The organism is Natrialba magadii ATCC 43099 (assembly GCF_000025625.1).
GTDB lineage: Archaea > Halobacteriota > Halobacteria > Halobacteriales > Natrialbaceae > Natrialba > Natrialba magadii.
Genome location: NC_013922.1, coordinates 2048441 through 2060208, shown reverse-complemented (window position 1 = coordinate 2060208; position 11768 = coordinate 2048441). Strand labels below are relative to the sequence as shown.

Below are 11768 nucleotides of genomic sequence, written 5' to 3'. Positions count from 1 at the left end.
CGGCAGCCAGCGCCCCCAGGTTGTGCAAGCGACAACAAAGCACAATGTCGCTTCGCAGCAAGGTTCCGTCGAGCGAGAAGACCCTTCACCCTGGGAGTCGAGCACACGCGTATGCCAGCGACGGATTCGACGTCACGATCGTCACAGTCACAGACACAGTCCCACTCAAAACCACACGTCAGAGTCATCAGCACCGGCGGCACCATCGCGAGCACCGGTGATGACAACGAGACGAGCGGCAAGACACCGTCGGTGTCGGGAGAAGACCTTCTCGACGCCGTCCCGGAGCTCACCGATTACGCCAGCCTCGACGTCGAAACCGTCTGTCAGCGATCCGGATTCCAGATAACCGTCGAGAACGCAACCGATATCGTCGACGCCGCCGAGCGTGCGGCCGATGAAGACGTCACCGGTGTCGTCGTCACTCACGGGACCGACACAATGGCCGAATCGGCGTACTACCTCGACCTCGTCACCACCGCCAACGTGCCGGTCGTCTTCACCGGCGCACAGCGCCCGTTCGACCAGGAGGGGACCGACGGCCCCTCGAACCTGCTCACCGCCGTTCGTGCCGCCGTCGACGACCGATTCGAGACCGGTAGCTACCTCGCGTTCAACGACACCATCCACGCCGCCCGCTGGGTCGTCAAATCACACACCAGCAAACTCGAGACGTTTGCCTCACCCGGCGCGGGACCGGTCGCCGAACTGACCCCCAACGGCCTCCGAACGTTTCGCGAACCACGCAGCTACACCGACGCGTCAGCAATTCCGGACGCCGGCGCGCGAATTGACCCCGACATCCGTGTCGATATCGTGACGAACGCGATGGGCGTCGACGGCCGACAGATCAAACGGGCACTCGAGTCCACCGCCGCTCCCGACGCCATCGTCCTCGCCGGCACTGGGCTCGGGAACGCGACCGGTGAGTTGGGGAGTGTACTCGAGTCCGCCATCGACGACGGCCTCCCCGTAGTCCTGACCTCACGGTGTTACGCGGGTGAGGCGGCGGGGTTGTACGGTGGGCCGGGTGGTGGACAGACGCTCCGCGAGGTGGGTGCGATTTCGGGTGGCGATCTGCCGGCGTGGAAGGCGCGGTTGAAGGTGGCGCTGGTGTTGTCGGTGGCTGGTGACGACGCCGAAGTCGAGGCCCAAGATCGTATCGCTGCGGCGTTCGAGGGTGTGGAGTCGGTAGTCTAAGCGGACCGATGCGGGTGAGAGCCGGAGAGTGGGAGCCATCAGTCGGACTCGAGTACACCCGTCACCTCGAACACGGTCTCCTTGTAGGAAACCGTTCGCGTGATCTCCTCGTAGCCGAACCAGCGGAGTGCCGTTCCGCGATCCGTTTCGAGGACGACGCGGTCGATGTCGTCGTCATCGAAGAGCGGGAGTGTGTTTCGGAAACTGTGGAATCGACGGCGCGGGAGTTGTTCAGAGAAAGCGGCGGCGAGAGCGGTGACCGGGACGGCGGTCCATCCGCAGACATGTTGGGAAGGTAGTATAAATCGGCCGCTAGCTCAAACCAATCTTTCACTGAACCCGACGGATCGTGAACGCACCGCTTTTGCGTATGCCGTCAATAACGCAAGTATGGATCTTACACACCGTCCGCGTCGGCTCCGGCAAGACCGGATACGTGGGCTCGTCAGCGAAACGAGCCTCGAGCCGGCGGATCTCATCGCGCCGGTGTTCATCGACGCGACGGCGACGACGCGCCAGCAGATCGAGTCGATGCCCGGCCACGAGCGCGTCCCGATCGAAGAGAGCGTCGCGCGCGTCGAGGAAGTACTCGATACCGGCGTCGAAGCCATCATGCTCTTTGGCATCCCCGAGTCCAAGGACGCGACGGGAACGCGCGCCTGGGCCGACGACGGCGTGATACAGGAGGCGACTCGGCGGATCACCGCCGAGACGGACGCCTACGTGATTACTGACGTCTGCCTCTGTGAGTACACCAAACACGGCCACTGCGGCACGCTCGAACCCGACCTCCGTCACGGCGAGTGCGAGACGCCAGATCCCTCGTTGACTGTCGACAACGACGCCACCCTCACCTCGCTCCGAAAAACAGCAGTCTCCCACGCCAAAGCGGGCGCAGACATGGTCGCGCCGAGTAGCATGACCGACGGGATGGTTGGCGCGCTCCGCGAGGGGTTAGACGACGAAGGCTTCCACGATGTCCCCATCATGAGCTACGCCGCGAAGTACGAGAGCGCCTTCTACGGCCCGTTCCGGGACGCCGCCGACGGCGCACCCGCCTTCGGCAACCGCCGCCACTACCAGATGGACCCCGCGAATTCGCGCGAAGCGCTGCGCGAAGTCCGTCTCGACGCCGACGCGGGCGCAGACGTACTTATGGTCAAACCCGCCCTTCCCTACCTGGACATCGTCCGCGACATCCGCCAGGAGTTCGACCACCCCGTCGCCGCCTACAACGTCTCCGGCGAGTACGCCATGCTCCACGCCGCCGCCGAGAAGGGCTGGCTCGACCTAGAAGAGGTTGCACTCGAGTCCCTGCTCTCGATCAAGCGGGCGGGCGCGGATCTGATTCTGACCTACTTCGCTGAGGACGTTGCGGAACGACTGCGCTGACCAGTGTGAAGACGTCGTGTGATGAGTGGTGTGTCGGTGGACAGATTGGTTTTCCGCAGGTGTGATCGTATGATGGCAGCTGCACTCGAGTAAGCAAGAGGACGACCGGGAGGTGCCTGTACGTGCGAGTTCTTGTCTGTGAACGGTATGTGTTAGATCTAGTGACTGTCATCACGGATGATTGCATTTATCATGCATCTCTCGAAGCTAGGTGCTGAATGAGTCAACGTGGGAACCGGTCGACGGTGGAGTACGAGGAAACGAAGAGGGACGAGCACAAGGAGGGCGAAACAGTGCAGTCGAGGACGGACAGCGGTTCCGGTTCCAGTTCGAAGGATGAGTCGTACCTGCTCGACGACGAAACGGTGCTGGTCGACACGCGGCCGACGTGGTGGGGGTGGACCGGCTACCTCGCGCTTGCGGGCATGTTCGTCGGGCTGGGGCTCCTCCTTAGTCTCGTCGAGGTCGCGGTCGGGCTCCTGACACTCGTTCCAGGCGTCCTGCTCGTGGGGTACGTCTGGTACCAGCGCACCTATCAGCGATATCTCGTCACTGACCGTCGAATCATCGTCTCAACCGGGATGACGACCAGAACGACGAACGAAACGTGGGTGGAAGACGTAAGCGGGCTCCAGACCAAGACGACATCGTTCAGCCGCAGTCGTGGATACGGCACGATCACGGTTTCACACACAGTGACGCCGAGCGGCTTCAGTCTGGGCGGTGACCTACAGTTGCAAGGCGTCCCGAACTACGCAGACGTAGCACAGACAATTCGGCGGCGTCAGTCCGAGCGGAAGGGGCGCTGAGTCGGCTACCGACCGGGTGCAACCGGTTCAGACGGGATAGACAGACACCAGCTGCTACCGGACACATCGCAGGCGAACCTCGGTACTACTTTGCCGTCCCGTTCCCTAGACCCGCGCATGAACGACGACAACTCGCGCGCGCTGTACGATCGAGCGCTCTCGGTAATGCCCGGCGGCGTAAACTCCGCCGTCCGCGCCGCGATCGAGCCCTACCCGTTCTTCGTCCAGAAGGGCGACCGCGGCCACGTCATCGACGCCGACGGCAACCGCTACATCGACTGGGTAATGGGTCTCGGCCCGCTGCTGCTTGGACACAACCTCCCCGAATCCGTCCAGGCTGGCATCCAGCAGAACGCCAGCGAGGGACCGATGTACGGCACGCCGACCGAAATCGAGGTCGACCTCGCCGAGTTCGTCGTGCGCCACGTCCCGAGCGTCGAGAAGATCCGGTTCGTCAACTCCGGCACCGAGGCGACCACCTCGGCCGTCCGCCTCGCGCGCGGCTATACCGGCCGAAACAAGATCATCGTCAATCAGGGCGGCTACCACGGTGCCCAGGACTCGACGCTGGTCGAGGGCGACGTAGAGAGCGTCGCACCCTCCTCGGCCGGCGTCCCGCAGTCGGTCGCCGAGCACACGATTCCGGTGCCGTTCAACGACGAGGACGCCGTTCGCGAGGCGTTCGAGAAACACGGCGACGACATCGCCGCCGTCATGACCGAACCGATTCTCGCCAACTACGGGATCGTCGACCCCGACGACGGCTACCACGACTTCTTGCGCGAGATCACCGACGAACACGGCTCCCTGCTCATCTTCGACGAAGTGATCACCGGCTTCCGCGTCGGCGGCCTCGGCTGCGCTCAGAGCGAGTTCGGCGTCACGCCCGATCTGACGACGTTCGGCAAGGTCATCGGCGGCGGCTTCCCCGTCGGCGCGCTCGGCGGCCGCGCAGAAATCATGGAGCAACTGGCCCCCTCCGGCCCCGTCTTCCAGGCCGGCACCTTCTCCGGCCACCCCGTCACGATGGCGGCCGGACTCGAGACGCTCCAGTTCGCAGCGGCGAACAACGTCTACGACCACGTCAACACGCTGGGCGACCAGTTGCGGTCGGGACTCGCAGACATCGTCGCCGATCAGGCCCCCGAGTACACGGTCGCGGGCACCGACAGCATGTTCAAGGTGATCTTCACGCGCGACGGCGAGGCACCCAAAAACGCGGCCGACGTGAAGAACGCCGAGACGGACCGCTGGCGGCGTGTCTTCTGGGGCCAGATGAAAGCACAGGAGGTCTTCCTCTCACAGAACCAGTTCGAGTGCCAGTTCGTCAGCTACGGTCACACTGAGGCAGACGTCGAGGAAACACTCGAAGCGTACAAACACGCGCTATAGCGTCGACCCCCTCAAAACCGGCCGCGACCAGACGAAACGGAAACGACGAACTGTTATGAGGCCGGGCATCGTTCGCTCTCGCAGGTGTCGCCGATCGTAGACGGACTCGACTGGGCACGGGTCGTCGAGCGCCTCCTCTATCTCTTCCCACCTGTAATCGGCGTCGGCATCGTCGGCGTGCTCCAGGAACTCGAGTACCCCCTCCCTGGACTCGACTTTGGGCTCTTTCTCGTTGGGACGTTCGGCTATACAGTACTGACGGTGGCACTCGCAGCGGCGCTCGTGCTGGACGCGAAACGGGTTCGGCGGCGTCCAAAGGCGAGCGGAAACTGGCGACCGCACCCGTGGCTCAACGGTCTTTTCGCGCTCGTCTGGGCACCGGTGGCGGGCGTCGTCTATCTCGCGCGCCGGCACAGGCGTTTCGGGACGCCGCCGGGGTGGGCGGGTTGGTGGCTGGTCGTCGCGGCCTCGCTGGTGACGTCGGTAGCCGGTCTCACCGCGGCAGTCGTGGCGTTCCTGCTCGCGATTCCGGGCGTCGTCGCCGCCGCGCTCGGACTCGCAGGTGCGATCGCTGTGGGCGCGTTTCCGGTAGCGATCCACCAGGATGCGGCCTACGTCTGCACCCAGTCGAACTCGTGGCGACCGAATCCGGGCGTCTACCTGGGGCTCGCGTTTCTGAGCCTCTCGGTCGCACCGTTGCAGCCGCTCGTTGCGGGGTATTACCTGCGAAGGCGACGCCAAGAGATCGGTCTCGGCGGTGAGTGAGCCGTCGGAATGAACCACAGTCACAGTTGCAGGGTCAGTCCGCTGCGACGACGATCGGCTCCCGGTAGCTCTCGATTGCCTCGAGAACAGCCTCGCGGTCGTCGTCGTCGACGTCGAACTCGAGTAGCGCGTCGTTGAGGTGCGTCGCGATGGCGTCAAACTCGTCGTGGTCGATTCCCATCCCGTCGTGAACGGCTTCCATCTCGCCGCCGGTGTACTCGACTGGCCCGCCCGCGACCGAACTGATGAACTGGGCCTGGTGGGTGCGCTGTTTCTGCATGTCCACGTCGTCGAAGAAGTGTGCGACCTGCTCGTCGGCCACGACGCGGTCGTAGAACTCGTCGACGACGGCACCGATCGCGTCCGCTCCGCCGAGTCGGTCGTACAGCGTGTCTGTCATCGTGTACGGGTTCTCTGGTGAAGTGAATAAACCCCGTCCCGAATATATTAGTCAAAAAGTATGTCTATTGATAACATACATGACGGTGGAGTGGCCGACCACAGCCGATCGCCGGCAGATGAACCCCACTTCGGAAGCACGAGAGTACACCGAGCACGGGTTCGCGGTGAGTCGGCCGACAAGCGTGCGCTTTTCATACCTCAGGCGAGGATTACCTACTATGAGAACGCGTGGGACGTTGCGACTGGCGACACGGGGATCCACTCTCGCCCGGCGGCAGGCCACACTCGTCAAGGAGGCCCTGGAAAACCGTCGGTACGAGGTCGAACTCGTCACCGTTGAGACCACAGGCGACCAGATCCGAGACGAACTCATCCACCGCCTCGGCAAGACCGGCGCCTTCGTCCGTGAACTCGACGAACGCGTACTCGAGGGCGACCTCGACGGCGCGATTCACTCGATGAAGGACATGCCGACCGAACAGCCCGACGACCTCGTCACCGCGGCCGTGCCGGAACGCGGCCGTCCCGGTGACTACCTGATCACGCCCGAGGGAGCCACACTCGAGGAGCTTCCACAGGGCGCAACTGTCGGTACTTCGAGTCTCCGCCGGCGCGCGCAACTGCTCTCTGAGCGGCCCGACCTCACCGTCGAGCCACTGCGCGGAAACGTCGACACCCGACTCGAGAAGCTCCTCGCGCCGTCGCTGCAGGCCGAACACGAAGAGCGCAGCGAGGCCGACAAAGAGCGGAAAGGGAATACTGGTGAGGAGGACTTCGAGCCCGAGTTCGACCAGACTGTCGACGAGTGGTTCGACGGGCTCTCGGAACTCGAAAAGCAGGCACTCGGCCGTGAGGTCGAAACGGAGTACGACGCCATCGTCCTCGCACAGGCAGGACTGGTGCGCAGCGGTCTCGACCACTACGTCGACGCACAGGAGCTTCCCACCGGAACCTTCGTCCCAGCACCGGGACAGGGTGCACTCGCCGTCACCGCAACGGACGGCGAGACCGCCACGGAGATCCAGTCCGCAATCGATCATCCGCGAAGTCGTGTCGAGACCACCGTCGAGCGCACCGTGCTGGCCGAACTCGGCGGCGGCTGTATCGCCCCAATTGGCATCTACGCCATCGTCCAGGGCGAGTACGTCCACGCAACGGTCAGCGTCTTCAACCGCGACGGCGAGGAGTCGGTCGCGGCGACGCGGGATCTCCCCGTCGAGAACCACGCGACGGCCGCCCGCGAGTTCGCACAGGACCTCGCCGACCGCGGCGCTGCAGAACTAATCGAAAACGCGCGCAAGGAAACCGAAAGCGAGTCCGAGCCGAGTCAGGAGGACCAGCCGGAGGGGAAATAAATGACCGCACCCGAGCCGGGCACCGTCTACCTCGTTGGCAGCGGCCCCGGCAACCCCGACCTGCTCACCGTCAAAGCGACGCGGCTACTCGAGTCCGCCGACGTCGTGCTTCACGACAAACTTCCGGGTCCAGAGATCATCGACCAGTTGCCCGAGGACCGACGCGAGGATGTCGGCAAGCGCGCCGGCGGCGAGCGGACGCCCCAGTCGGCGATCAACGAGCGACTGGTCGAACTCGCCCGCGAGGGGAAAAGTGTCGTCCGGCTCAAGGGCGGCGACTCGTTCGTCTTCGGCCGCGGCGGCGAGGAGGCAGAGTACCTGGCGGATCATGGAGTCCCGTTCGAGGTCGTCCCCGCCGTCACCTCCGCCATCGCTGCCCCCGCGGTGGCCGGGATTCCGGTCACCCACCGCGACCACGCCTCCTCCGTCTCGTTTGTCACCGGCCACGAGGATCCGACGAAGGACGAATCCGCCGTCGACTGGGAGGCGCTTGCCGCCACCGGTGGCACCATCGTCGTCCTGATGGGCGTCGGTCGGCTCCCGGACTACACGCAGGCCCTTCGCGAGGCCGGAATGAACCCCGAGACACCGGTCGCGCTCATCGAGCGCGGCACCTGGCCCGGCCAGCAGGTCGCGACGGGGACACTCGAGTCCATCGTCGACGTGCGCGACGAGCACGACATTTCGCCGCCCGCGGTCACCGTGATCGGTGACGTTGCCGGAACGCGCGAGGGGGTACTCGGGTTTCTGGCGAACGAAGCGGACGGCACGAATGGCGCGGACGGAGTAGACGCAGCGAACAGCACGGACGACACAAACGAAGCGACCAAACAGACCGAGGAGGAAGACTAACCCATGCGCGACCTCTCCGTCGCCGTCTTCCGCCCCGACGACGAACGCCTCGCGGATGCGGTCGAACTCCTCGACTCGCTTGGTGCGACAGCAGTGTCGGATCCGATGCTCGCCGTCGACCCAACGGACGCCGTCCCCCGCACGGACGCGGACTACGTCGTGCTCACGAGCAAGACGGGCGTCGAACTCGTCGCAGAGACAGACTGGGAGCCCGGCGAGGCTACCGTCTGTGCCATCGGCCCGAAGACCGCCGACGCGATCCGCGCCGCGGGCTACGAGGTCGACATCGTGCCCGACGAGTACACCTCGAGCGGCCTCGTCGCGGAACTCGAGTCGGCCCTCGACGGCGCGCGGGTCGAAGTCGCCCGCAGCGACCACGGCAGTCCCGTCCTGCTCGACGGATTCGAGGCTGCCGGCGCGTACGTCCACGAGACGGTGCTCTACCAACTCGTCAGACCCGAGGGGAGCGGTGAGTCAGCCGAACGCGCCGCCGCTGGCGACCTCGACGCCGCCTGCTTTACCTCGTCGCTGACCGTCGAACACTTCCTCGAGGCGGCCGCCGAGCGCGACGTTCGAGCGGACGCGCTGGCGGGACTCGAGGACGCGACTGTCGGTGTCATCGGCGAGCCGACCCGGGAGACCGCCGCCGAGTTCGGCATCGACGTCGACCTCGTCGCGAGTGAGGCAACGTTCAACGCGCTGGCCCGAGAGACGGTCGAACTACTTCTGTAGCAATACGAGAACCACTCGAGACTTGGATCCAGTGATGAGTGTCAGCACACACGCACAACCTCTTTGCTGTAACGAACACCTCCGAAACGCACTCCACTCTCCGAAGGCCGTCTTCAATAGCGACGTTCACAAAACGTACGCGCTCTGATGAACATTATAACCCGTTAAATCATCAACACCCTCGGATTTACGACTTGTTTTACAAGAAATTCTGTTCGGAGTGATGTTGTAGTTTGACATGGGAGTATAGGTATTCAACCAATAGTAATTGTAACCAAAATATTTAGACAACCTTCGATAAAGCATCTGTATGAGCAAAACCCACATTAGTATTATTGGTCTGCATATATCAATAGTAGGTGGCTTGTTAATGATTGACTCTCATTTAAGCGGCGTGGAACCACCAACGTTCTCTTTCTTTATGATTATTATTGGCCTTGCAATAACTATAGGAACACTTCTGCCATATTTAGGTTATACTACCAAAAAGTGAATATTCACATCCACAAAAGGGTATTTTTACACGTGGATATTTAGAGATTATAATCATATAGACTACAGAGTATATCAGAAATGAGGGCATCAGAAGGCCACCCGATATTTGCTGGGTTTTGTAGTTATAAAATATGGCCACATGCATTCTTTACACAGTTCTTATAGTGTCGTAAGTTTTAATATTACTTAGATATATCTATTGGATATAGATATGGCAAACCGAAGAACTTTGCTTAAGACAATAGGAGCAACGACTGCATTAGGAGCAGGTGGATTCACTGGGAATGTGATTGCCACATCCAGCAAGAAAGTGGATATGATTAGGAAAGAAATGAAAGAATCGGGTAAAATTCGAATGGAAGAAGGTGCTGAGGCGCAGAAAAAGTACCTAGCCAATCATGGATATAATGCCGTGTCAAGTTCTACAACGATAAATAGAAAACTTGGACAGGAGTCAGACGAAAAGGGAAAGGAAGGTGAAAATAATACAAATTCTATTGAAGACCCGTCTACTGGTGGGATTGTTTTTAGTATAACTGGTATTGAAGAGCCCGATGAACACATATATACGGTCGAATTTCATATAACATATAATTTTGAGTTTACTATGCATCCATCTACAGATTACTCACAGTGCGGGCCAGATCATCACAGTTATGGCACATCGCCCAAAGATGGAGCGGGGTTATTTTATAAAGCAGAGAATCCGCATTGGAGTCTTGCCACAGGAAATGTTAACGATGATATTTTGACAGGAGGAGAAGTAGCATTTACTGAGTCAGAATCAAGTGATGCCGAAGGAGCAATGGCGTTCAGGTTCAATGACGAACAGGCTTACGATGACTGGAGCCAGCCAAAAATCGACAGCTATGACTGTCAAGAACGGAACTTAAGCGAAACATTTTCGGGCCCAAAAGTAGGTGGGTATGCAGGGTTAATGTTGGAACCGAGCGGTGACTACAATGAAGAAGATCGAGAGGTATTTGCGCGATATGCACATGCGTATAACAGTTATGCTGTTAATGAATCTGTAAGTGTAGGGGTCCCACCATCTGTGTCAATAACTGGAACAGGGACAATTGAACAAGATGAAATATTCACAGATTCTGAGGGGGACGTTATAAAAGTAGCTCAATCAGAAATGGAAGAGGAATGTACTGGAACATGGTGTCCAGAGGAAATATAACATATACACAAAAACAATATTACATACATCAGATTATTTATTTCTGTTGTGGCAAACACTAAGTTGGGGAAGAATGGGTAGAGTTGTGTCTCAAAAGCACACTGGCATATGTTGTCGGATAGAACTACATAAAGTCGGTACTCTCCAGAGGCTCCCTCTAGGGGGGACGGCTGCAGAATGTACGCATTGCGATGGGGCCCAAACCGTTGAGCTATTCACCTATCTTAAATACGCGACTACTTCTTCTCAGTAACATCAACCTGCAAGATTACTCGGCGGTCAACGGTTGAAGTCGGTTATGCGAACAAGCTTTTCGGATTGCGTCCAGTATCGGTTCTAATAACGATTGAAACAGCCTGTCAGAGGGTCGTGTTCAGATAAACTGGTTCCATGCGAACGTCAATGATTTGAGCCACTGATCGGTAGTTATTACCGTGGCATTGCTGAAGCTGTTCGAGGGCGGGATTGTTCGTCGTTTTATCTTATAGAAGACACGTACGAACTGTTTCGTTCACCGTGCCGTTCGTACCGGAATTCGAGACCGTGGCGGTCACAGGCGCACTATAACGAGAGATCTGTGTCGATGAGAAACACGACGTCATAAGTGGTCTGCATAAGTTCTGATCATCTCATGAAACTTACTTTACATCCCCTTCTCGCAAGTCGTTGGTGGTCTCCAGTAGAGGGGTTCAACTATTGCACTGATCACTCTTGACGTCGTGTTTTCCCGGAGCTCTCGAATGAAGCCGCTCGCGAGAACCTTGGTTCTCATCGGTTCGTACTTTGTATGCAGCAATTCGTTCGTTTCGAAGTCAACGGCAGCGTACAGCCAATACTGTTCATCGTCGAGTCGGATCACCTCGTCAACCGCAACGTGATCTGGATTCCGGCCGAATTCCGGTCGTAGGTCGCCCTCGTGAACCCAGTTGTGAACGGTAGATCAGGGCCGTTCAACACTGAAGATATAGAGTCCTAGACAGTATTCGAAAGCAAGAGTCCGGCAAGGTAGAGCTGAATACTGAGCTTCATCAACAGTCGCAGTGTGGCTTCCCGCTCCACAAAATCCAAGTCGATCTGGACGAACTTCCTATGAGACGTGCGTTTTCGGGCATGAGTCACTCAGAAAACGCCACACCTCACTCCTTGAATCTTATCTGAACACCACCGTCCAGAGGGAGTCGCAATATA

General features: G+C 59.6%; 11 protein-coding genes and 1 pseudogene. 10 read left to right on the top strand and 2 right to left on the bottom strand.

What is annotated here, in order from left to right:
- Positions 1-111: 111 nt before the first annotated feature.
- The 6 genes from NMAG_RS09650 (at position 112) to NMAG_RS09625 (ending at position 5558) form a co-directional block, all read left to right on the top strand.
- Positions 112-1200, top strand: a complete 1089-nt coding sequence (locus tag NMAG_RS09650) for an asparaginase (protein ID WP_004267435.1) — start codon at positions 112-114, stop codon at positions 1198-1200.
- An 8-nt stretch (positions 1201-1208) separates the two neighbouring features.
- Entirely contained in the window at positions 1209-1499 is a 291-nt protein-coding gene (locus NMAG_RS09645; RefSeq protein ID WP_004267436.1) for a hypothetical protein, read from the top strand.
- A gap of 91 nt (positions 1500-1590) precedes the next feature.
- Positions 1591-2592, top strand: a complete 1002-nt coding sequence (hemB, locus tag NMAG_RS09640; RefSeq protein WP_004267437.1) for a porphobilinogen synthase — start codon at positions 1591-1593, stop codon at positions 2590-2592.
- A gap of 218 nt (positions 2593-2810) precedes the next feature.
- Complete coding sequence (locus NMAG_RS09635) at positions 2811-3401, top strand: PH domain-containing protein (protein ID WP_012996619.1); 591 nt, start codon at positions 2811-2813, stop codon at positions 3399-3401.
- A gap of 117 nt (positions 3402-3518) precedes the next feature.
- Complete coding sequence (gene hemL / locus NMAG_RS09630) at positions 3519-4793, top strand: glutamate-1-semialdehyde 2,1-aminomutase (protein ID WP_004267439.1); 1275 nt, start codon at positions 3519-3521, stop codon at positions 4791-4793.
- Between the two features lie 84 nt (positions 4794-4877).
- Complete coding sequence (locus NMAG_RS09625) at positions 4878-5558, top strand: hypothetical protein (RefSeq protein ID WP_004267440.1); 681 nt, start codon at positions 4878-4880, stop codon at positions 5556-5558.
- A gap of 34 nt (positions 5559-5592) precedes the next feature.
- On the opposite strand, the gene NMAG_RS09620 is transcribed toward NMAG_RS09625, so the two are convergent.
- Complete coding sequence (locus tag NMAG_RS09620; protein ID WP_004267441.1) at positions 5593-5958, bottom strand: group I truncated hemoglobin; 366 nt, start codon at positions 5956-5958, stop codon at positions 5593-5595.
- Between the two features lie 220 nt (positions 5959-6178).
- Here NMAG_RS09620 and hemC point away from each other — a divergent pair, with 220 nt between their 5' ends.
- The 4 genes from hemC (at position 6179) to NMAG_RS21610 (ending at position 10580) form a co-directional block, all read left to right on the top strand.
- Positions 6179-7315, top strand: a complete 1137-nt coding sequence (gene hemC, locus NMAG_RS09615) for a hydroxymethylbilane synthase (protein WP_004267442.1) — start codon at positions 6179-6181, stop codon at positions 7313-7315.
- Positions 7316-8167 carry a uroporphyrinogen-III C-methyltransferase gene (gene cobA, locus NMAG_RS09610; RefSeq protein WP_004267443.1) on the top strand — a complete coding sequence of 284 codons (852 nt, stop codon included), beginning with the start codon at positions 7316-7318 and terminating at the stop codon, positions 8165-8167. It begins immediately after the preceding gene.
- A 3-nt stretch (positions 8168-8170) separates the two neighbouring features.
- Positions 8171-8899: a uroporphyrinogen-III synthase gene (locus NMAG_RS09605; protein WP_004267444.1), complete on the top strand. Its 729-nt coding sequence runs from the start codon at positions 8171-8173 to the stop codon at positions 8897-8899.
- 706 nt (positions 8900-9605) lie between these two features.
- Complete coding sequence (locus NMAG_RS21610; protein ID WP_012996617.1) at positions 9606-10580, top strand: hypothetical protein; 975 nt, start codon at positions 9606-9608, stop codon at positions 10578-10580.
- Positions 10581-10953: 373 nt separating this feature from the next.
- Here the strand turns inward: NMAG_RS21610 and NMAG_RS22770 are convergent.
- Positions 10954-11692, bottom strand: a pseudogene (locus NMAG_RS22770) (IS6 family transposase).
- Between the last annotated feature and the right edge of the window lie 76 nt (positions 11693-11768).

What these genes read in the sequence shown, in the direction of transcription:
- NMAG_RS09650 (WP_004267435.1), top strand. Translation starts at nt 112, where the DNA reads ATGCCAGCGACGGATTCGACGTCACGATCGTCACAGTCACAGACACAG.
- NMAG_RS09645 (WP_004267436.1), top strand. Translation starts at nt 1,209, where the DNA reads ATGCGGGTGAGAGCCGGAGAGTGGGAGCCATCAGTCGGACTCGAGTAC.
- hemB (WP_004267437.1), top strand. Translation starts at nt 1,591, where the DNA reads ATGGATCTTACACACCGTCCGCGTCGGCTCCGGCAAGACCGGATACGT.
- NMAG_RS09635 (WP_012996619.1), top strand. Translation starts at nt 2,811, where the DNA reads ATGAGTCAACGTGGGAACCGGTCGACGGTGGAGTACGAGGAAACGAAG.
- hemL (WP_004267439.1), top strand. Translation starts at nt 3,519, where the DNA reads ATGAACGACGACAACTCGCGCGCGCTGTACGATCGAGCGCTCTCGGTA.
- NMAG_RS09620 (WP_004267441.1), bottom strand. Translation starts at nt 5,958, where the DNA reads ATGACAGACACGCTGTACGACCGACTCGGCGGAGCGGACGCGATCGGT.
- hemC (WP_004267442.1), top strand. Translation starts at nt 6,179, where the DNA reads ATGAGAACGCGTGGGACGTTGCGACTGGCGACACGGGGATCCACTCTC.
- cobA (WP_004267443.1), top strand. Translation starts at nt 7,316, where the DNA reads ATGACCGCACCCGAGCCGGGCACCGTCTACCTCGTTGGCAGCGGCCCC.
- NMAG_RS09605 (WP_004267444.1), top strand. Translation starts at nt 8,171, where the DNA reads ATGCGCGACCTCTCCGTCGCCGTCTTCCGCCCCGACGACGAACGCCTC.
- NMAG_RS21610 (WP_012996617.1), top strand. Translation starts at nt 9,606, where the DNA reads ATGGCAAACCGAAGAACTTTGCTTAAGACAATAGGAGCAACGACTGCA.